Raw genomic sequence first — 23463 nt, 5'->3', positions numbered from 1 at the left:
TAATTATAAGCCGAACTGAATACCAAAATTGTAAATGCGTTGTTGCGGATATTCATTTATATCCCCAATATTGGTTGTTGAGGAAGATCCGGTAACGGACTCAGGATCAATAAATACCGGAAGTGCAGTATATAGTAATCCCAGGTTATATCCATTAGCATATAACCTGATGTTGTTTACATGCAGTTTCTTTGCAAAAGAATCAGGCAAGCGGTACCCTATCTCTACATTCTTCCATCTGATATAATCGCCCCGCTTAGTCCAGTAGGTAGAGTAAACGCTATTCTGGCTACCACTTCCTGCCAAAACAGGGAAGCTTGCATCGTTACCTGTAATAGGAGTCCAGCGGCCTAAGTTGTATGGAACCGATTGATTTTCTGGGCGGCTATAACTGATGATACCGCGGTTAATGTTGATAAAGTATTTGAATGAGCTTTGAAAAAGTGTGCTAAAATCAAAACCTTTATAAGAGAACCCCAAACTCAACCCGGCAATAAACTCGGGCTGATTGGTGCCCAGATACCCCATATCATATTGATCAATTACGTTGTCGCCATTAAGATCTACGAGTTTTACACCGCCCAGGTTCAGATTGTTTAACGGAGTTGCCGTAAGCAGTTTCGGGCTATTGTACACATCATATAGCGATTGATATAAGCCTGCGTCCTGATAACCAAACAAGGCCCCAACCGGCTTCCCTGTTAAACCTAACCATGGGTATTTGGCCAGCCCCTCATCTCTGAAAACGACTTTGTTCTCGCTATGACTGATTTGGGCATTGATAAAATAAGAGAGCTTGTTGGAGAAGGCATTATCACGATAGGTTAATTCAAATTCATATCCTTTATTTTCTACAATTCCAAGATTTACGAATGGAAGAGAAGCGCCGAAAGCGGCTGCTACTGAAGATCTTTGGGTTAAAATATCTTCTCTTCTTTTCTTGTAAAAATCGGCTGTAAAGGAAACCTTACCCTTAAACATCTTCAGATCCAAACCTATATTACCATCTGTCTGCGTTTCCCAGGTAATTTCCGTATTTGATAATGTTGGCTCAATTATTCCTGATTGCGCAGTATTGGAAGTTTCGCCAAATACATATCCTTTTCCACTTCCAGAAGAGTAAGTTTTTTCATAAGTATACACAGAACTTCCAATACCATCATTACCCACAATTCCATAAGATGCTCTTATCTTTAAGTTGTCTACAAACGTTATGTTTTTCTTAAAAAAAGATTCTTCGCTGATATTGTACCCAACACTAACTGCTGGAAATAAGGCGTAACGCTTGTTGGCATTTTGAAATTTATCGGAACCATTGTACGCCCCTTTAATATCAAGCAAATAGCGCTGTTTAAAATTATAGCTGATGGAACCTGTTATCCCTCTAACATTGTAAGGTTCTGTAGCCGCTGAGGCTGTCTCGTCGGTTTTGGTAGTTTGGTTAAGAAGTACAAATGCATTTAAGTCGTGATTACCAAAAGATTTATCATACTTTACTGAGGCTTGCAAATTGGTTACCCGGTTGGATCCTGTGTATCCCCCTGTACGACTTAAATTTCCAAGGCGATAAAGGTTGTTCACTACTGGTAAGTAACTCTTCGTGTTTGGATCCCAATAATAGGTCGGAATCTCAGCAGCATTTCGTTTTAATGAGCGATTAAAACTGTAGTCGCTGGCGTAAGACAATAATGCATTGGCAGATAAACCATCTGTAATAAAATTCAATTTCTGATTTACCTGAGTTACAAAGCCAAGATTGTTCGTATAATCTCTGCTGTATCCCGAATATCTTAAATTGGCAATCGGATTTATCTTTGTGGCACTACTGGTAGAACCACCGTAAGTTCCATTTGCGTTAAAAGCAGGGTAACCAAATGCAGAGAGTTGCCCGTTCCACAGATATTGTAAGGTTGGGGCACCATTATTTCCAGGGCTATCATTTGGTGAGTTGGTTACCCCAAACCGGCCTGATAAATCGAACCGGATGTGTAAATCTTTGGTTGGATCAATATCCACGTTCGAGCGGAAGTTATACCTGTCAAAATTATAGTTGCCATTATATCCTTCGTCCTTCGTGAAGTTTTTATACATCCCACCCTGGTTGAAATATCCTAAGGAAACAAAGTATTTTGTTTTTTGGGTACCACCACTAATATCAAAGTTAGTTCTGCTTTGTAAGCTGTTTTTAAGCGTTAGCTCATCCCACCAATCTACGAAAGGGAAATTGTAGGGATCATCTTGCAGTCGATAGCGCTCCAAATTATTTCCTGCAAAATACTTGGGATATTGAATAGCGGGATCCAAATACTGCTGGGTTGTCCACTCGTTGAGTAAGGCAAGTGTAGTGTACCCATCATTGGTATCAAAGTTCATAGTCGAACTATTTAAACCTACCTCCTGCCTGAAGGTAAGTTGTGGTTTCCCTGCTTCACCCCGCCTGGTTCTGATTACCACTACGCCATTAGCCCCCCTTACCCCATAAACGGCTGTTGTAGATGCATCTTTCAGTATAGTTAAGCTTTCAATTTCGTTTTGATCGATCATGCTAATTTGATCTGCAGTAACTTCAATATCATCGACAATGATTAATGGGCGGGTTGTTCCCTGATAGGTACTGATTCCGCGGATATTAAATTCTGCTCCATCTTTACCCGGTTGCCCACCCCGTTGCTGAGAGAAAAATCCGGGTAAGCGTCCTGCCAATGAATTTTGAATACTGGATGTAGGGCTTTGTCTGATTTCCTTTCCAGAAATAGAACTCACCGCACCTGTGCTGGTAATTTTCTTAGCTTTTTCACCAAATCCGAGTACTACAACCTCTTCCAATCCTTTTGCATCCTCTTGCAAGGTGATGTTTACAGTCGTTTTTCCGGTTGTACTTATTTCCCTCGTAAGGTATCCGATAGATTTGATTACCAGCGTACCGGCATTCCCCTTTAACTTTAAGCTAAACTTTCCGTTCTGATCAGTAACTGCGCCATTAGCAGTTAGTTCCTTTTCGTAAACCGTGGCTCCCGGGATTGGTCCCCTGTTATCGGAAACTACACCCGAGATAATTTTACCGGCCTGGCCATATACCATTTGGGTAATAAAGGCAGATAAAACAATTATGTATATTAAAATTCTTTTCATAACAATTATTAAATAGTCTACCAGTTAGGATTTTGAACCATTTTATTATTTGAGGTAATCTCTTTATATGGAATAGGGTAGAGGTACATTTTACTGGCACTGAATCTTGAAGGTGCAGCATCTACAATACCATAACTTACAGCAGTTCCGTTTAAGGTGCCTTGTATACCATGGAGTGTTCCATTCAAAACATTTTCAGCTATTTTCCATCTTCTGATGTCCCAAAAGCGTTGTTCTTCGAAAGCCATCTCCACTCTACGTTCGTGCCTGATCCTGTTACGCATTTCGGCCTGGGTTAATCCTGTAGGCAAAGCCGGCATATTAACCCTTGCCCTGATGTCGTTTATGGCTTTATATACCGTTGCATCTGGCCCTGCAACTTCATTCTGGGCTTCCGCATAATTCAATAAAATCTCGGCATATCTAAAAATCGGGAAGTTATGATTGGCGGCTGTGTAAGCACTTTCGCTGGTTGTTGGCGTCATAAACTTACGGAGGTAATAGCCTGTTCTTGTTTCACCAGAATTTGTTCGGCCAAAGCCCTGTGGCCTGTCCTTCCCACCATCATAAGTTTGTACATTTCGCGTAAGCCAATACAACCCGTTAAAAGAAACGGTTCCGGCCAGCCTCGGATCTCTGTTGTAATATGGTGACGTAAGGGTGTAACCAGAACCAGCCTCTGTGATTTGTTTACCTGCGAAGGTTTCAAATTCATCTACCAGCTCCTGTGTTGGATTGGTTTTCCCCAGGCCGGCCCTTGTATATCCAATTGGCTCATTGTTAGATTCTACATCCGTTGTAGTACCTCTTAAGTAAGGCAAAATCAGCTCGGTATTATACCTCGTAGAAAAAATATTCAGAAACCTGTTTACTCCGGTTACATAGCTGGTTAGCGTTGTACCTGCCGGGACCAGGTTGGCCACATTGGTGCTGCTGTAATGCGCCGTGGTGGTTAAAGTTGATAATGCGTATACAAATTTTCCCGCAGCAACACTATCCATAATGGCCTTTGAAGCCTTTGCCGCAGCATCCCACCTGGCCAAATCGTTTGCCGTATTATTTAAGGGACTTGCTGCATACAACAATAAGCGCGATTTAAGCGCCATGGCCACTCCCCGGTTAAACCTTCCAAAATAGATAGTGGTATAACCACTTGTACCATTGGGCGATAAAAGACTTGGCATAATCGCATCCAATTCAGCAACAATGTAACCAAGCGTTTCCTGATAGCTGCTTCGGGGGATAGCAATATTTTCTCCCAGTTCAAAAACCTTGTCCCCGATTAATGGAACTCCGCCCCAGCGCTTTAATAACTCGAAATAAAACATGGCACGCAAGCCCCGCGCCTCTGCTTTCCAGCGTTGTTTAAAACCTGCTGTTTTTAGTGGAACCCTATCTATATTGGCTAAAAAGATATTCACTTTTCTAATGCCGGCATAATTGGCATCCCAGGGATTATCGGGAAGGTTGACAGAATTGAAAGCGCCGTTCGAAAAAAACTGAACTGCATCTGAAGTAGATGATGGGAGCGCATCGTCTGAACCTGCATCCAACATATTATTACCAATCTTATTAAAGCCATTGGGTAAACTTGAATAGGTATTATTGAGGTAATCTTCGGCATATTTCCCCAGTGAATCCGTTGCATCAAATACCAAATCAATTTCAGCATTTTCCAAAGGTTCATCTTCAATCATTTTCTTACATCCGAAAGTGGATATGACTAAAATCAGTAATCCTAGAATGGAGAATCTTCTCATATTTTTCATCTTTCTTACTTTTTAGTGTTATAGTTGGAGCGAAATGCCCCCGTTTAATATTCTGTAGTTAGCAAAGCCAGATAAGCCTGTTTCGGGGTCTAAATAGTCTAGTTTAGTCCAGGTAAGTGGATTGTATGCATTTACAAATATCCTCACCTTACTTATTTTGGCTTTCTTTAAAAACTTGCCAGGAAAGCTATAACCGATTTCTATATTCTTTAACCTGATATAATCTGCACGTTTTACCCAAAATGATGAGGTTTGCTCGTTATTGGTGTTTGCGCCTAATGTTAACCTTGGCAAGGTGGCCTGAGTAGCATTTTGTGGTGTCCATCTGTTTTCGGTTGTATAATCTAATACGTAACCGTAACCATTATTAAATGCGAGCATTTGAGATGCACTGTAGTAAATTTCCCGGTTTAACCTACCTTCCAGTAAGGCACTGAAATCAAAACCCTTATAGTTAAACCCGGCATTTAATCCGAAAAAAAATAGCGGTTTTGTTCCGGCAATTGCCTTTCGATCCAGAAAATTAATTAATCCATCACCGTTTAAATCTGCATATTTCAAATCGCCTGGCTGAGGAATAAAGCCGGGAATGTTGGCCGTTTTGCTAACATCTTCTCCCACCTGGTAAAAACCAATCGCTTCATAACCATAGGTTCCGGTAGACTCGCCAGCACTATATAACCATGGATAGGGATAGTTTCCTTCCTGACGGGAAATAATCTTATTTTGCGCAATCGTAAAATTCCCCTTAATGAAATAGCCGAAGTTCTGCTTGTTATTATTAAAGCTAATGTTCCCTTCAAAACCGCTAAACCGTGATTTACCTGCATTAACCGTTGGATAGCTTTGCCCAATTATACCCGATGCATAACCATTAGCAGGACTTATCAACTCATCATAATATTTGTTGGTGTACCAATTTAACTCAACACCCAATTTATTTTGAAATAACTGTGTTTCCACACCGAGATCAATTTTGAGCGCCTTTTCCCAGGTAATGCCTGGATTCTTTAAGGTACTTTCGGCAACTCCCGATACTGCACTTGCCGTTGCACCGAAGTTGTAACCAGTAGCGCCCAGTGTATATCTTTGCATGTAGCTGTAGTAATTGGTTGGATCGGCCCATGCCGTTTGCCCTACACTACCTCTCAATTTTAAGAAGTTAAAAGTATTTTTGTTATACCAAGCCTCGTTAGAGATAACCCAGCCAAGCCCCACCGATGGCAGAAAGCCCCATCTTTTGCCTGGTGCATACCGGTTGTAGCTACCATACACCAATCCTAACTCGGCCAAATAGGTTTTGTTAAAATCGTATGTAGCAGTAAGCCCTGCATTGTTGTACAACTGGTTTAGCTGTGTGTAGGAATCAATCAGGTTGGTTAAGTTATAGCTAGCTAAAACATTAATATTATGCTTCCCAAAAGACCGGTCATAGCCCAATAATCCATTGAAAAAGGTCTGTTTATTTTGCGTAACAATAGCCGGATCACCTTTTCCCGCCTCTATTGTTCCATCACTACCTACTTTAGTATAAGTAGTTGCGGTAGGAGATACTGTTGGATAGAATATAGCAAAGGTCTTTGTTCGCGATATAGATTGGAGGTAATAGTTATTGATAGAAAGGAGCCCTTTTGCCCAAAGTCCTTTGGTCACATCATCTAACTTAAATTTTAAGCCCACATCTGCGCTCAGGGTTCGTTCATTGTAATTGATATAACCAGAGTTTACTGCACTTGCCAGAATATTGTTGGTGTATAAAATACTTCCGCTATAAGTTCCATCCGGATTTCTTGGCGAATACCCTAAAGGAGAAGTTTCAAAAATCCTGCTCATGATGGAGGAACTTGTAGCACCGGGCTCGTTGCTGTTTTCAATGGATCCAAAGATGTTCAGACTGAGCTGTATATCTTCATTGAAATCAATCTGTGCATTAGTTCGAAGGTTATACCGCTTATAAAAATTATTGGTTTGGTATGGATTATCTGCAGAGGTTAAAAAATTACCATCCTGACTCAAATGTTCAACAGAAGTAAAATAGCGATAGCTTTTTCCGTTTCCCGCGGCATTAATGGCATAACGCTTTTGCAAGGCATTATTTTTATAAATGGTATTGTACCAATCATTATTGGGTTGCAGGTAAGGGTCGTTAGTACCGTTTCTATAAGCTGCAATGGTAGCGGCTGAAAAAGCCGGAGTCGCATTTGGAAAGGTATTTTTCTGAGCCTCATTATACAGTTCGGCATAATTGGCCCCATTAATGAAATTTGGGCGTCTGAATTGATTTAATACCCCTACCTGAACATTAAAGTTAAGTTCAAAAGGCTGATCCAGTGACTTATCTTTTGTAGTGATGTAAACCACACCATTAGCCGAACGCAACCCATACATACTGGTAGATACCGCATCTTTCAAAACAGTTATGCTTTTAATATCATCTACATTAAAACTTGTAAATGAACGGATTACACCATCCACAACAATCAGTGGCGATTGGCCCCTTAAGGTAAAGGAAGAAGCATCGAACATGGGCCCAGTTCTACCAGACGATCTGTTAGAATAGAGACCGCTAATACGCCCTGAAATTACATTCGTAATATCGGATACCGGGGTAGTGTTTACATCTTCACTGTAAATGGTTGCAGATCCGGTAACATTTCTAAGTTTAGAAATTGTCCTGTTCCAGAGATCGACGTGCCTGTTTTGTGGATTAGATCCCTTTCGCATGGAATCTAATACCAAAGAATCAGTAAGGTTAGCTTGCGGTTGCTGAGCCACTGCCTGGCCACCAATGGCAGTAAAAAGGCAGATTACAAAGCTCCGTTTAGCCCAAAACAACTTTTGTTGCTGAGTAAATATTTTTATCATAATACGATCAATTCTTTAGTATGAAAACTGATTAGTTAAGCTGTCCTCTTACTATTCCGGCTGGTTGCTGTGTAGAGGAAATTTGGAGATACATTTTTTCTGTCAACAGTTTATTTACTGTAGCGGCATCTACGCTTACTTTACCATTGGTTTCTCCCTGTGCGTTAAAGGCCGGGGTTTTCAAATCGATAAAAAGATTGCCAACAACTCCATCGGCTCCCAGATATAACTTACCTGGTCCGGGCGTATCATTATTCTCTATTGCCTTATCAAAATATATATCATAATGCAACTCTTGATTGTCCATGAGGTAAATCATAGCGACTGCATGATCAGACCTGCCTGTTATTGACGGTAAAACTTTTGATGCCAATAACTCTACTTTCCATTGCTTCTTGATGAAAATATCTGACTCGATAAATTTCTTTTTACAGGATGTAATAAAGATTAACAGGTATACGCCCAGGAGCATACACCACTTTTTAAAGTGATTAAACTTCATTTTAGATTATTTAGGTTAGGGTTGATTAAATTGAGGCGTGGCATTGCAGCCGTTAACTGGCGTGATCAGTTGCAGTAGTTTCTTTCTGTTTGTTCATTGTTTAAGTTTGGTTACGGTTAGTTTTTTTTTTTTGCTGATGGCTTTATCTGCTCAAAATACAAGAGGTAAATCAGCACATTTGGTTATATCAAAACTGAGACATTATCCCTGAAAAAAAGATGAAAATCTAAACAGAAAAGGTAGAAAATCTATTAACATAGCTGTTAAATGAAGCTTTCTGTTCAAACAAACGAACAATATTTCTATATTTATTGAAAAGCAACAAACTAACGATTTCCGAATATAATATGAGATGTGATAAGCTTACCAAGCTATTTCTTTGCCTGTTAATATCACTTGCCCTAAGCCCAGCCAGGGCCCAACTTTCCTTTACCAACCTCACTGTTGAAAATGGCTTATCTCAAAATTCTGTTGTTGCTATTGCACAAGACAGTACCGGGTTGATGTGGTTTGGAACCAGACAGGGACTAAACAGATACGATGGGTATCGATTTAAAATCTATAAAAGCGATCTCAAAAAACCACAGTATATTTTAGGAAATGAAATTACAGCACTTGTTACTGCTGCTGACGGGAAACTTTGGGTAGGTACTACAGCCGGACTAAGTCTATATGATGAAAAAACCGATCAATTTTTAAGTGTGCCGCACTTAAGCAGCACTAATGTAGAAGTCATCTATCAAGATCATACCAAAGATATTTGGGTGGGCACCTTAAACGGTTTAAACCTGTTAACCGATAAAACGAACAACCAATTCCAGTTGTTTCGCTTTAGCCAGAAAGCCAATGACCCCGTTAACAGCATTTACGCTATTTTAAAAGATAAACGGTCGAATGTTTGGGTAGGTACGGGGAATGGTTTATTTGTGATTAATCGCAAAAACGGAGCCTATCAATACAAAAAGGTAAACCTGCCAGCAACCATGCCCTCCAGTTATATTACCGCACTTAACGAAGACCGCCATGGCCATATTTGGATAGGTACAGCCAACGGGCTCTGCAAGTACGATCCGATAACCACGAACCTGAAAATTTTTCAGCACGACAATAAAAATCCAGGCTCTTTAATCCACAATGATATTCGCGAATTGATGAATGATGGTAAAGGGCAATTGTGGATTGGCACACAAGATGGCCTGAGTGTACTGAACCTGGACTGGGAAACATTCTCCAATTATCAACATGATCCTGAAATCGGCAATACCATAAGCCACAACTCTATACACCATATTTTTAAAGATCGTAACCGCAATATCTGGATTGGCACCTACTTTGGCGGCGTAAATATGGTGTATCCTGTGGCGACAAAATTTAAGGTGTATCGCAACAGCAGATTTGTACCCAGCATTAGTGGCAACGTGCTCAGCTCTATTATAGAGGATGCACAACACAATTTATGGATAGGAACAGAGGGAGGAGGGCTCAATTACTACAACAGGAAAAACAATAGCTTTAAAGCCTATAAAACAAACTCCAACGACTCGTCTACGATCAGTTCTAATTTGATCAAAATAATGGTCAAAGAAGGGCTAAACAGCGATAAACTTATTATTGGAACCCATAGAGGGGGCTTAAACATCTTTGATCCGGCAACGGGAAAATTCCAAAGGATTAAAAATGTAAAAGATTCTACAGGAGCGGTAGGTTCTGCAGAAATTTTAGCGCTGGAGGTAGATAGACGAGGAACGATTTGGATCGGCTCCCTAAATGGCTTATCTATTCTCCAAAAAAAGAACGGATATTATCCTAACCATACCACTAAGAGCATTTTAAATCGCTACATCCTTAAAAAGAATATTCAGAAAATTTTTGAAGATAGCCGTGGCGACCTCTGGATAGCTACCAGCGCAGGACTTTATCGGTATAATCCAAATAATAAGCGGCTTACTCAATTTCGCAAAAATGAAGCAAATAAAACGAAACTACAGTCAGATTACATTAATTGCATTGTAGAAAACCGCAGCGGAGAGCTTCTTATTGGCACTTATTTCGGTGGGTTGAGTATTTACAATCCTAAAACTAACCGCTTTAAAACCTATCAGGAGGGCGATGGACTCATCAACAATAACGTTTTGGGCATCGTAGAAGATAAAAGCCAAAACTTATGGATCAGTACTGCAAATGGTTTATCTGAATTAAATCCGGCATCGGGCAGGTTTAGAAATTATACCAAAAGTGATGGACTTGCCGGGAATGAGTTTAATGCTCGTTCTTATTTTATCGACAGCAGGGGGGAGATATTTTTAGGGGGCATTAATGGTCTTACCGCCTTTTACCCTAAAGATATTGAACTCAATCCATACCACTCTCCGCTGGTATTTACCGATTTAAAATTGTTCAATCAAACGGTAGAGGTAAATGGCGATGATGACCTGTTAACATCAACGGTGAATCATGCTCAAAAGCTCGTATTCCAACATGATCAAAACCATTTCACCATTGAGTTTGCTTTGCTCAACTTTGTAAAACCAGATAAAAACAAATACGCTTATTTATTATCAGGTTATGATCGTGACTGGAATTATAGCTCAACCCCCAGCGCCACCTATACCAATATCCCTGCAGGGAAGTATAAGTTTTTAGTTAAGGGGATTAACAACGATGGCATTCCGGGAAAAACAATAGCCGCTGCCGAAATCCGCATCCGCCCTGCGCTATGGGCCAGTTGGTGGGCTTACACCTTATATATCCTTTTATTCTCAGGCATACTGTTCCTTTTTGTTCGCTATCTATTTGTTAAGGCACTTTTAAGGCGTAATGAAGATGTGCAACAAATGAAGCTACGTTTCTTTACCAATGTGTCACATGAAATCAGAACTCCCCTCACCCTTATATTGGGTCCATTGGAAAACCTGTTAAAAAGCAGTAAAAATCTACCGGAAATTAACCAACAGGTAATTCCGATCAAGCAGAATGCCGATCGGTTGATGCGTCTGGTTACCGAGCTTATGGATTTTAGAAAGCTCGAAACCGGAAACCTAAAGCTCCACCCGGTAAAGCAAGATATGGTTTATTTCTTACAGGAAATTTTTCAGTCTTTTTCTCAACTGGCAGAAAGTAGAAATATTACCTATAGTTTCAAGTTTGAAACGCAACCTGTTGAAATCTGGTTTGATAAAATACAGATGGAAAAGGTCTTTTTTAACCTCCTTTCTAATGCCTTTAAATTCACTAAAAACGAGGGAACAATCACCATTTTACTTCGGGAAGAGATGTCGGAAATCCACATCGAAGTGAGAGACAATGGTATCGGGATTCCGGAAAATGAAAAGGATAAATTATTCAGCGAATTTTTCCAGGTAAACAGTCCAGGAATTGTGCATATCGGCTCGGGTATCGGATTAGCCCTATCTAAGAGTATTGTTGTTGCCCACGGAGGCGAACTATTAATGAAAAGCCGCCCAGAAAGTGAGCAGGAAGCAGGAGATACCAGCTTTACGGTAAGTTTAAAAAGGGGAGAACACGAGCTGGTTAAAGTTGACCCGAATGATCCGATAGCAGATGAAAATGAATTATATGCCACAACATTGGCCACACCAAGCCATGAGTATCAAACCACACCACGCTCCAACCCCATTGCTAAAGAAACGGTTCTGTTGGTAGAAGATAATCAGGAAATAAGACAATTATTAAGAAATACATTGAGCATTCATTACCAGGTGCTCGAAAGCGAAAATGGACAGATTGGCTGGGAAGTTGCCACAGCACAGCTGCCCGACCTCATTATCTGCGATGTAATGATGCCGATTATGAATGGCCTCGATTTATGTAAACAACTTAAAACAGATGAGCGTACAGCGCATATCCCTGTTATTCTTTTAACCGCGAGGGCCACGCACCCACAACAGGTAGACGGCTTAGAAACCGGTGCAGACAGCTATATTACCAAACCTTTCAGTCTGGAACTGCTTCTACTCAACGTAAAGAACCTGCTCCAATCCAGGGCCATTATGAGAAAGAAGTTTAGCGAACAGGTTAACCTTCAACCTCAGGATATTACCATTAATACGGTAGACCACAAGTTTATGATTAAGACCGTTCAATGCATTGAAGAACGCATTACCGATCAGGATTTCGGGGTACTGGAACTAGCAAAGGATGTGGGGATGAGCCAGCCTGTGCTTTACAAGAAAATAAGGGCTATAACAGATCTTTCCGTGAACGATTTTATTAAATCTATCCGCCTTAAAAAAGCGGCTATGCTATTAGAGGGAAGAATTCACAATGTTTCTGAAGTAGCCTATCTGGTGGGCTTCAATGATCCGAAATACTTTAGCAGGGAGTTTAAGAAGCAATATGGTTATACGCCTAAGGTGTATTTGGCCAATAAGGAGGGGAAAGGAGAGTGATGGAGTGATTGATGGAAACTGTTGATTGGACTCCATAATTCAGCACAACTCTGAGCCCAAAATTGGATATTAAAGTCTAGAATCCATTCACTTATTTTTATTTATCTTAATTTCCGCTATCTCTTTACCGCCTTCGAACAGTCGTTTAAACTCTAAATCTCCTGTTACGCTATAATATCTCCATTCACCAAAATAAAACCAATGCAGTTTTTCTGGGTTACTTCTATCTGTTCTGGATTTACCCTTTGATAGAATCTTACCGTTATTATAAAAATTCTTCACAAAACTCACGTCTCCCTTATATTTTTCGGACAGGACTAATGTATCATTTCGATAAGTTTTCCATGTTTTCTTTGCGTGGCCGCCTTTATTATAATAACCCACAAATTTATAGCTAATACCATCTTCAACTTGCTCTTCTACCCACTTACCAACCTTTCTATTGTTCTTATATTGGTTAATCTTACATGCAGAAATACATAGCACTATTGGAAGAAAATATTTTATGTAAGTCTTCATTTTTAATACATTGGTATATTAAGTATAAGAAATATTTTTATCTGTTTGAAACAATCCCACAAAATTATACAAAGCATCCCCTAATGGTGGATAAAGGAGAGCGATGGAAATCATAAGTATTATCCTCGTATAAAACACGAGAGAATTTGGGCTCGAGAGATTAATCATATGAGCGATATCAGAAATATAAGCTATAGGCAAGATTTGCTGTTAATTCGATTGAATTGGGAAACTTTTCCAACGTAACCTTTATCGCTCCAGTTGCATAAAAAGCAAAAAAGCCTCCAGAAATAATCTGAAGGCTTTTCGCGGAATGGACGGGACTCGAACCCGCGACCTCCTGCGTGACAGGCAGGCATTCTAACCAGCTGAACTACCACTCCGTTTCCTTAAAGTTAAATTGCTTTATCCTTAAGAGGTCGCAAATATAGGGAAGTTTTTTGAATATAGTAATAAAATTATATTATTTTTTTCTAACCCTAAACAAAACGCATTAAAAACAAAAAAGCCTCAACTTTTTCAAGTTAAGGCTTTCTGCGGAATGGACGGGACTCGAACCCGCGACCTCCTGCGTGACAGGCAGGCATTCTAACCAGCTGAACTACCACTCCGTTTCTCTAAAGTTTCAATCGCTTGTCCCTTTCGAGGTTGCAAATATAGGGAGGATATCCGGATTTGCAAACTTTTTTTCCAAAAAAACCTAAGTCCCTATGGCTCAGGCTACATTTTATTCTACAGCACCCTCTTTCATCTTTTCTGCATTCTCTGCAAATTGAAGTGCATCAATAATTTCCTGAATATCTCCATCCATAATGTTTGGAAGGTTATACATCGTTAAACCGATACGGTGCTCCGTAACCCTACCTTGTGGGTAGTTATAAGTTCTGATCTTCGCAGAACGGTCGCCGGTAGATACCATCGTTTTACGCTTAGCGGCAATATCACCATGTTTCTTTTGCACCTCTAAATCGTATAGTTTAGAACGAAGCATTTCCATAGCCAACTCGCGGTTAGCCAACTGCGAACGCTCTACCTGGCAAACTACCACAATACCCGAAGGCCTGTGGGTAAGCTGAACCTTAGTTTCTACCTTATTTACATTCTGACCACCAGCACCACCTGAGCGTGAAGTCTGTAAATCAACATCTCCAGGATTGATGTAAACATCAATATCTTCGGCTTCTGGCAAAACTGCTACCGATGCTGCAGAGGTATGTACACGTCCTTGTGTTTCTGTATCTGGAACACGTTGCACACGGTGTACACCACTTTCATATTTTAAAGTTCCGTAAACGTCTTCGCCGCTCACTTTCAATACAACCTCTTTATAACCACCAGCAGTACCTTCGGTAACATCCATTACCTCCACGCGCCAGCCTTTAGTTTCAAAGTAACGGGTGTACATGCGGTATAAATCGCCGGCAAAAAGCGCTGCTTCATCGCCACCGGTACCGCCACGAATTTCGAATACGGCATTTTTCGCATCTTCAGGCTCTTTAGGAATTAACATCAAGCGAATGCGTTCTTCCATTTCCTGTTGCTGAGCCAACATCAGGTCCAATTCTTCCTTAGCCATCTCACGCATCTCCTGATCTTTCTCTGTAGCCAGAATATCGCGGTTAGCATCAATATTACTCATTACATTTTTGTAGACTTTATATTCTTCTACAATCTTGGTGAGGTCTTTATATTCCTTATTCAGAGCCGCAAAACGCTTCATATCCTGAATTACATCCGGATTACTCAACTGTTCTTCTACATCTTCCCAGCGCAGTTTAATGGCTTCTAATTTATCTAACATATTATCTTGTATTGTAATTGCTTTAATCGACGAGCAGAATAGCCCTACGTTAAAGAAATGCAAAAGTACAATTTTATAAATAAAGCTGAAAGTGTTTATATGGATGGGAAGTTGTTCGGGCAAGTGATGCGGCTCGGCAATGAGCTACCAGGCATAAACAACACCAGACTACACCATGCTGTTGCGTGTACCACGGGACCTAAAGCGATAAAAAACAAGCTATTTGCTGCTGTTCCTTGCGCCAGGGACCAAAGTGGTAAAAAACAAGCTATACGACGCTGGTCCGTGTGCGACGGACCAGGGGGCACTTGCGGTTAAAAATTAGCCACGGAAACACAGAAATCACGGAAAAGAAAAAATACATGGAAATAAATTGGATGAAGAGCTTAGATGCCTAAGGTGGTTAAAAGCTTCTGAATTACTTGCCTGCGTACCCTAACTAAAATATTCCAGTTTCAATTCCTCCCCATCAAACACCGCATAAGAATCATAATTAAGCCATTCACCAATATTAACATAACGGCTTCCATTACCCAAATCAATATCTAGCGGTAAATGGCGGTGGCCGAACACGAAATAATCAAAATGCTCCTTCTGCAATTTTTCTTTGGCGTAAATGGCTAACCACTCTTTATCCTCGCCTAAAAACACTTCCTTTTCGGTTTGGGCGGCTCTGCTGCCTTTGCTCCAGGCATCGGCAATGCCTATACCTAAATTGGGATGCAGGCGGGCAAACAACCACTGGCAGAGTTTACTTCTGAAAATCTTCCGCAGGAACTTATACTTCCGATCACCTGGTCCTAAACCATCTCCATGATGCAGAAAAAATTTCTTGCCCCCACGTTCCAGGATATATTCATCACTGATGATTTCCATACCGATTTCCTGAGTAAAATAATCGCGAACCCACATGTCATGGTTCCCCTTAAAAAAGTAAATCTTAATCCCTGCATCAGCCATAGCTGCTAACTTTCCCTGTAAACGGATAAAACCTTTGGGAATCACTTTGGCATATTCAAACCAAAAATCAAAAATATCGCCCATTAAGAAAAGTTCGCTACAATTGGGCTCAATAAAGTTTAGCCAGCTTACAATCCGCGCCTCGCGTTTGCGGCTTTCGGCATAGCTTGGGGTACCCAAATGGAAATCAGAAGCGAAATAAATATTCTTGGCCATGTGCAATTTCAAAGGTAATGCAAAAAGGTTAAAGCAGAAAAGGCCGCACGAAAAAACATATATTGGTAAATAAATCTACTCCGGCATGAAAAAACAATTTGTAATGGGCTTATTTGTATTGAGCCTTTTCGCTTGTAAGCAAAGTAAACAACCAGCAGCAAAAATTACCTTAATGAAATATCCAGTAACCCAAAAAGACAGCACAACAGACAATTATTTTGGCACCATCATAGCCGATCCTTACCGTTGGCTGGAAAACGATACTTCAGCAGAAACCAAAGTTTGGGTAGATGCAGAGAATAAAGTAACCCAGCATTATCTCTCTCAAATTCCTTTTCGGGATGATATTAAAAAGCGATTAACCGAAATCTGGAATTACCCCAAAGCATCGGCTCCCTTTAAAGTAGGAGAATACTATTTCCTGACCAAAAATGACGGTTTACAAAATCAAAGCATCTGGTATATTAAAAAAGGTTTAGATGCAAAAGAAGAGCTTTTTCTCGATCCCAATAAACTAACCGCCGATGGAACCGCATCCGTTTCGCTATTGGGCTTTTCTAACGATAAGAAATACATCGCCTACTCTGTTGCCCAATCTGGATCTGACTGGAGCAATATTTATGTGATGGAGGTAGCTACCAAGAAAAAACTTGCAGACGAACTGAAATGGACTAAGTTTTCTGGTGCCGCCTGGAAAGGTGATGGATTCTACTACAGCAAGTTTGATGAGCCAGCTAAAGGGACCGATCTTTCTGCCGCTAACAAGCATCAAAAGGTTTATTTCCACAAATTGGGTGATCCTCAAACAGCCGATCAGCTAATTTTTGAAGACAAGAGCAATCCCAATTTATACTTTGGTGCCAGTGTTACCGAAGATGAGCGGTTTTTAATTATTTACGCCAGTGCCGGCACCTCAGGGAACGCTTTATTTTATCAGGATCTGAAAGCCCCCGACAGCAAAATAGCACTGCTGGTAAAAGGCTATGAGCACAACCATAGTATTGTAGATAATGTAGGGGATAAGCTCCTGCTCAACACCGACCTTAATGCAGAAAACAAGCAAGTGGTATTGGTAGACCCCAAGCACCCTGATCCTGAAAACTGGCAGAAGGTTATTCCAGAATCCCAACTGGCTTTAGAAGGAATTTCTACTGGTGGTGGTTTTTTATGGGCATCTTACCTGAAGGATGCAAGCACCAACATTATTCAGTTCGATTTAACCGGAAAGCAAATCAGAGCAGTACAATTGCCAGATATTGGCACCGTTGCCGGGTTTGGCGGCTATAAATCTGACCAGGAATTTTTCTACACTTTTACCAATTTTACTACGCCAGGTACCATATACCGGTATGATATTGCCCAGGCTTCATCTACCCTGTATAAAAAATCAGAGCTGAAGGCCAACACTGAAAATTTCGAAACTAAACAGGTGTTCTTTACCTCAAAAGACGGAACCAAAGTACCCATGTTTATTGTGCATAAAAAAGGCATCAAGCTGGATGGCAATAACCCCGTTTATCTTTATGCCTACGGCGGATTTCAAATCAGTTTGACACCGGCATTCAGCTTATCCAGAATGCTTTTCCTGGAGAAGGGAGGAATTTATGTACAACCCAGCTTACGTGGTGGGAGCGAGTACGGGGAAGCCTGGCATAAAGCCGGAATGCTCGAAAAGAAACAAAATGTTTTTGATGATTTTATCGCTGCCGCAGAATATCTGATTAAGGAAAAATATACCAATCCCGGTAAAATAGCCATCTCTGGCGGCTCTAACGGGGGGCTTTTGGTTGGTGCCTGCATGACCCAAAGACCTGAACTTTTTAAAGTTGCATTACCTGCCGTTGGAGTTTTGGATATGCTGCGCTACCATAAATTTACCGTTGGATGGGGTTGGGTGGTAGAATATGGCAGTAGCGAAAAGGAAACTGATTTCAACTACCTGATCAAATACTCTCCATTACACCAAATTAAGTCGGGTGTTAACTACCCTGCAACCTTAATTACTACCGCCGATCATGATGACCGTGTAGTACCGGCACACTCTTTCAAATTTGCAGCTACTTTACAGGAGAAGTATAAGGGAGAAAATCCGATGCTTATTAGAATTGAAACTAAAGCAGGGCATGGGGCTGGTAAACCAACTGCAAAACTGATTGAAGAGGCGACAGATGTTTGGAGTTTTGTATTTCAAAACTTGGGAATGAACTGGTAAAAAAGTAATTTCCCACTAAACCTATAGACCAATTATAATTTGCTATAGTTCGCTAAAAACCGTTAACTTTTGTTTTTAGCGAACTCAAAGCATATAAAATACTGAATACAATAAGATTACAGAATTATCTAGAATATTTCTAAATAGCGTAATTAATAATAGTTTATTTCGTAACTTTGCGACAAATTTTTTTGAATGATCTCTACTGATATAGCCGTAATAGGTGCTGGTCCGGTTGGTTTATTTGCCATTTTCGAAGCCGGTTTGTTAAAAATGCGTTGTCATTTAATTGATTACCTTCCACAGGTTGGTGGTCAGCTTTCTGAAATTTACCCCAAAAAACCGATATATGATATCCCGGGTTATCCATCTGTTTTGGCCCAGGAGCTTATCGATAATCTGATGGAACAGGCGAAGCCTTTTCATCCAACCTTTACTTTGGGTGAGCGTATTGAAGGTTTAGAAAAGCGTGGCGAAGCAGATTTTGTTTTAACCACGAACATGGGTACTATTATCGAAGCTAAGGTTGTGGTAATTGCTGGTGGTTTGGGTTGTTTTGAGCCCCGTAAACCTGCGGTAGAAAACCTGGAGAACTTTGAGAATGGTAAAGGTGTAAACTACATGATTCTTGATCCGGAGAAATACCGCGATCAAAGAATGGTGATTGCCGGTGGTGGTGATTCTGCCCTCGACTGGACCATTTACTTAGCTGAGGTTTGTTCTGAATTAACTTTAGTGCACAGAAGCGAGAGCTTCCGTGGTGCGCCAGATTCGGTAAACAAAGTGATGAAGCTTGCCGAAAGCGGAAAAATTAACCTGATTCTAAACAGTAACTTAAACGCTGTTCATGGTACTGATAAATTAGAGCAGGTAGAAATTATCCAAAACCGCAGCATGGAGAAAACCATTGTGGAGGCCGATCATTTAATTCCTTTATTCGGTTTAAGTCCTAAGTTAGGCCCAATTGAAGAATGGAACCTGAACATCAGTAAAAGTGCCATTGAAGTAAATACTGACGATTATTCGACTAACATCCCTGGTATTTATGCCATTGGCGATATTAACACCTATACAAACAAGTTGAAACTAATTCTTTGTGGTTTCCACGAGGCAGCATTGATGAGCCACAGTGCTTACCAATACATGAACCCTGGTGTTAAATATACCATGAAATACACAACTGTAAACGGAGTTTCAGAATTTTAAGTGCTTTCTCTTATATTTGCCCCGTAAAAAAGGTAAACAATGGAAAATAACATCACAATATACATGCAAGAACCGGATGGTTCGGTTACATCTCACGAAGCACCAACAGATATGGGCTTAAGTTTGATGGAATTTTTAAAGGCTTCTGAATATGATATTTTAGCCACTTGTGGCGGAATGGCATTATGCGCAACCTGCTGTGTTGATGTTTTGGAAGGAGAGGAAAAACTAAACGAAATGACAGATGATGAGTATGCCATGCTGGATACTTTGCCTGACTTATTACCGAACTCTCGTTTAGCTTGTCAGTTGCAATTAAACAACAACATGGACGGCCTTAAAGTTAAATTACATGGCGTAAGCTAAGCTGAAAAAAAAGCTATAAAATATAAAGGCGATACTGAAAAGTGTCGCCTTTTTTGTTGCTTATGGTTTAAAAATTACTTGCATTCAGCCACGGAAACCCAGAACACACGGAAAAATCCTCCAGGAGGTTTAGGCGGTCGCAACTCCCCTCCTTTTTTCAAGGAGGGGGTGCGGATGGAATGTGAGTAGGCAGGGGTGGTTACTACAATGAACTTACATGCCTTACATGGTAAAAAAGGATTGAACCATATAAGCCATAGAAGAACATGATAGCCTCTCGCTATCAGCCAATAATAAGGCAAATGCAAAGTCGTAGCGAGACGCTACAACTAGGGAAAGTAAAAGAAAAATTATTCCGGCCGGTGAGACACCAACCGGTAGGTTAAAATCACTTGCATTCAGCCACGGAAACCCAGAACACACGGAAAAATCCTCGAAGAATTTTAGGCGGTCGCAACTCCCCTCCTTTTTTCAAGGAGGGGGTGCGGATGGAATGTGAGTAGGCAGGGGTGGTTATTACAATGAACTTACATGCCTTACATGGTAAAAAAGGATTCAACCATATAAGCCATAGAAGAACATGAGTGCCTCTCCCTATCAAAACCAATAATAAGGCAAATGCAAAGTTGTAGCGAGACGCTACAACTAGGGAAAAGTGGTTAATAAGTCGAAAACTAAAATAGATTGCCCTTCGACAGGCTCAGGATGACAATCCATTTTAGTTTTCTCCTTAAGTTAACAGCATTGGAGACGCCACAAATAGGGAAAAGTAAAAGAAAAATTATTCCGGCCGGTGAGACACCAACCGGTAGGTTAATTTCGCAGGATACGACAGCAGAATAACTACCGAACCTCTACAACCTCTTTAGCTACATTCCAACCATAAACCTCAACAGCCAGGTTGCGCTCTGTTCCTGGGTATTCTACTGTAATCGTTCTGCTTTCACCAGGTAAAATGCTCACATAATTATCATCATAGAATGCAGGTAAAATACGTTCGCCGGTTTGCTTATTAATCAAGGCTATACGATTAAAGAATGCTACAGGATTTCCATTCGCATTGCTCAACGTAACTGCAACCTGATGCTTATCTTTTTGAAGGGCTGTAATTGTGGGCTTAGTTTGTTTAATACTTTGCAAACCCTTGTAATTACCGTCATGATCAGCCATCCAATAAATATTCTCACTTAAAGCCTGCTGTTGTTCATTCATCAGTTTCAGCGAAACAAATACACCTTCCTTCTTGTCCAATTTGGTTAAAAACTCATTTAATGGGAAGAACTTTCTAACCGAAGAGGGGCCAATAGAATTGAATACCTGCGAATAGAAGTATTCTTTTCCATCCATATCATAAGCTTTAGCCTGAATCATTAAACTATTGTGCGTACTGAAACCATTATTCACAACAGACACCATACTATCGAGCGGATTGAGCATAATATGGAGCGGCTCACTGCCTTTTCTCAATCCGTAAAGGCAAGCGTTAGGATCAAGGTAATAATCGTACATCTGGCCTCTTAAAGCCGTCCATGGGTTTTGTGTTTTCCAGATAATAGATCCGGTATACCAATCCCACATGTGTGAAGAAAAACCTTCCATTAGCGCCCTATACTGATCGTAGTTAACCAATTGTGCTTTCATGGCAAAATCTTCTGCACTTTTGGCTTTCCCATATGGGTCGATATGCCCATCATAACCAATGTATTTATGGTATTCCCAAACCGAATCGGCTTTGTTTTTATTTTGTGGAGCAATCAGGTTTTCTTTAGGGATAAAACGCTGCAAGGAAACATAATCGCCAACACCAACCGATCCTACTTCCGAATTGTAAGGAAAAGTTCGGGTGCCCCAAAAGCTTTTCGGATGCTGAATGCCATAAGGGCCATCACCATTACCACCTAAACTGTTAAACGACATCTCATCACTGTTAGAGAAATCGAAAAACTGGCGGGTACCATCTAACCTGGGTAACAAATCGTTTTTAAGCGGTTGAAGAATATCTTCAGGAGGCGTAATTTCATTACCACCACACCAGAAAGCCAGTGAAGCGTGATTTCTAATGAGTTTAATTCCATCTTCCATGGCGGCTAGAACCAATGGATGGTTGTCAGGATATTTACGCCTGGTCCATTGATCTTCCTTTTTCAGCGGATCTACCCAACGTCCATTACAATCGCCACTGAACCAAAAGTCCTGGAAAACCAGCAAGCCGTACTTATCACAGGCATTATAAAATTCAGGCCTTTCTAACAATGCTCCACCCCAAATCCTGATCAAGTTAAGATTCATGTCTTTGTGGTAACGTACTTCAGCATCGTAACGTGCATCGGTAAAGCGAAGCATGGCATCAGAAATGATCCAGTTTCCACCTTTTACAAAAATTTTCTGGCCGTTCACGTAAGCTCCCATGCTTTGGGTATGTGCATTCCAAATGTTATCAATCTGACGAACGCCCACATTTAAGCGTTCTTGATCTAAAGTTTGCTGGTTACTCATAAATTTAACCTCAACAGGATATAAATTTTGTGCACCGTAGCCACTAGGCCACCAAAGCTTAGGGTTCTCGAGGGTAAAGTCGGGAAATTTAATTTCGCTGTTGCTATTAGCGGCAATAGTTACTGCTTTCTGGATGGTTTTTCCCGCAATTTGGTACTGTAGTGTTCCGGAAACGGGTTTAGCCGTCGGATTTTCTACTTCTACACTAAATTTTATTATTGCGGGAGCTTGCTTTCCATCAGGATTACGTTTTCCGGGCACTAAGGTAACTACATGAGGATTCTGGATGTTTATAGATTTAGTTTTCTCTATGGTTACCTTATCCCAAATCCCTGTATTGCGATCTCTGGTGGGCTGAATCCAATCCCAGCCAGCGGTATATTGTGTGGTTAGGCCCTTTGCTATGGTACCATCTCCTCCCTGACCTCCATTTGGATTGCCAACTACATCTGGTGGGTATACAATGACCGCCAAACGGTTCTTACCTGTAGCAGAGAGCAGCCTGGTAATGTTGTATTGTGCCCTCAGGTGCATCCCTTCGTGTGGAGTGGTATTTACTTTTTTTCCATTAAGAAAGATGGATGCTTTATAGTTGATTCCCCTAAACTGGAGCCACACCTGTTCGTTTCCAATTGCTTTTTCATTAAAATCCTTCACAAACCAATAAGTATAGTGGTCGTTACCTGTTTTATAGATATCGGCAATTTTCTCATTGTTCATTCCATAAAATGGATCGGGAACTTTTTGATTATTTAAAAGGGTAGTAAGTACCGTTCCAGGAACCGTGGCTGGCATCCAGCCATTTAGCGAGAACCCAGGATTTGAAAGTGCTGAACCATCGGCCTTAACCTGCTTCACATTTTCACAAACCCAACCCTGGTTCAGTTCGTACTTGTTTTGCGCCTGAGCCTCATAGCCTAGGCTTAATAGTAAAAGGAAGTATAGTTTTTTCATATTTTTTAGTATCAAGAGACAAGGAATTAGTATCGAGAGACAAGAAACAAGTATCA

General features: G+C 40.7%; 12 protein-coding genes and 2 tRNA genes. 4 read left to right on the top strand and 10 right to left on the bottom strand.

Annotation, left to right across the window (positions count from 1 at the left end):
- Positions 1–3: 3 nt before the first annotated feature.
- From BMX11_RS14645 to BMX11_RS14630, 4 genes are read right to left on the bottom strand one after another with little or no spacing between them, the layout of a single operon-like run.
- The gene (locus tag BMX11_RS14645; protein WP_090885538.1) at positions 4–3132 is read right to left on the bottom strand and encodes a SusC/RagA family TonB-linked outer membrane protein; all 3129 of its coding nucleotides are present in this window, start codon (positions 3130–3132) and stop codon (positions 4–6) included.
- A gap of 17 nt (positions 3133–3149) precedes the next feature.
- A complete protein-coding gene (locus BMX11_RS14640) occupies positions 3150–4901 on the bottom strand; it encodes a RagB/SusD family nutrient uptake outer membrane protein (RefSeq protein WP_090885536.1) in 1752 nt (583 codons plus the stop codon).
- A gap of 18 nt (positions 4902–4919) precedes the next feature.
- On the bottom strand, positions 4920–7766 hold the full coding sequence (locus BMX11_RS14635) for a SusC/RagA family TonB-linked outer membrane protein (RefSeq protein WP_090885534.1): 2847 nt from the start codon (positions 7764–7766) through the stop codon (positions 4920–4922).
- Between the two features lie 31 nt (positions 7767–7797).
- Entirely contained in the window at positions 7798–8268 is a 471-nt protein-coding gene (locus BMX11_RS14630; RefSeq protein ID WP_090885532.1) for a CHRD domain-containing protein, read from the bottom strand.
- A gap of 347 nt (positions 8269–8615) precedes the next feature.
- Between BMX11_RS14630 and BMX11_RS14625 the strand changes: the two genes are divergently transcribed.
- Complete coding sequence (locus BMX11_RS14625; RefSeq protein WP_090885529.1) at positions 8616–12677, top strand: hybrid sensor histidine kinase/response regulator transcription factor; 4062 nt, start codon at positions 8616–8618, stop codon at positions 12675–12677.
- An 87-nt stretch (positions 12678–12764) separates the two neighbouring features.
- Here the strand turns inward: BMX11_RS14625 and BMX11_RS14620 are convergent, their stop codons facing one another.
- The 5 genes from BMX11_RS14620 to BMX11_RS14595 all read right to left on the bottom strand — a co-directional run bounded on the left by BMX11_RS14620 (position 12765) and on the right by BMX11_RS14595 (position 16173).
- A complete protein-coding gene (locus tag BMX11_RS14620) occupies positions 12765–13196 on the bottom strand; it encodes a hypothetical protein (RefSeq protein ID WP_090885527.1) in 432 nt (143 codons plus the stop codon).
- Between the two features lie 309 nt (positions 13197–13505).
- A tRNA-Asp gene (locus tag BMX11_RS14615) sits at positions 13506–13579 on the bottom strand.
- A 154-nt stretch (positions 13580–13733) separates the two neighbouring features.
- Positions 13734–13807, bottom strand: a tRNA-Asp gene (locus tag BMX11_RS14610).
- Positions 13808–13923: 116 nt separating this feature from the next.
- A complete protein-coding gene (prfA, locus tag BMX11_RS14605; protein WP_090885525.1) occupies positions 13924–14997 on the bottom strand; it encodes a peptide chain release factor 1 in 1074 nt (357 codons plus the stop codon).
- Positions 14998–15432: 435 nt separating this feature from the next.
- Positions 15433–16173, bottom strand: a complete 741-nt coding sequence (locus BMX11_RS14595) for a UDP-2,3-diacylglucosamine diphosphatase (RefSeq protein WP_090885522.1) — start codon at positions 16171–16173, stop codon at positions 15433–15435.
- A gap of 85 nt (positions 16174–16258) precedes the next feature.
- Here BMX11_RS14595 and BMX11_RS14590 point away from each other — a divergent pair, with 85 nt between their 5' ends.
- The 3 genes from BMX11_RS14590 to BMX11_RS14580 all read left to right on the top strand — a co-directional run bounded on the left by BMX11_RS14590 (position 16259) and on the right by BMX11_RS14580 (position 19957).
- Positions 16259–18385 (top strand): prolyl oligopeptidase family serine peptidase, encoded by a 2127-nt coding sequence (locus tag BMX11_RS14590; RefSeq protein ID WP_090885520.1) that lies wholly within the window; start codon positions 16259–16261, stop codon positions 18383–18385.
- A 195-nt stretch (positions 18386–18580) separates the two neighbouring features.
- Complete coding sequence (locus BMX11_RS14585) at positions 18581–19591, top strand: NAD(P)/FAD-dependent oxidoreductase (RefSeq protein WP_090885518.1); 1011 nt, start codon at positions 18581–18583, stop codon at positions 19589–19591.
- A 39-nt stretch (positions 19592–19630) separates the two neighbouring features.
- Positions 19631–19957, top strand: a complete 327-nt coding sequence (locus tag BMX11_RS14580) for a 2Fe-2S iron-sulfur cluster-binding protein (protein ID WP_090885516.1) — start codon at positions 19631–19633, stop codon at positions 19955–19957.
- Positions 19958–20800: 843 nt separating this feature from the next.
- Here BMX11_RS14580 and BMX11_RS14575 read toward each other — a convergent pair.
- Complete coding sequence (locus BMX11_RS14575; protein ID WP_090885514.1) at positions 20801–23407, bottom strand: glycoside hydrolase family 2 protein; 2607 nt, start codon at positions 23405–23407, stop codon at positions 20801–20803.
- Between the last annotated feature and the right edge of the window lie 56 nt (positions 23408–23463).

Source organism: Pedobacter rhizosphaerae, from assembly GCF_900111155.1.
Classification (GTDB): Bacteria; Bacteroidota; Bacteroidia; order Sphingobacteriales; family Sphingobacteriaceae; genus Pedobacter; species Pedobacter rhizosphaerae.
Note: the sequence above shows the minus strand (reverse complement) of the source record. Positions and strands in the feature narration are given on the sequence as shown.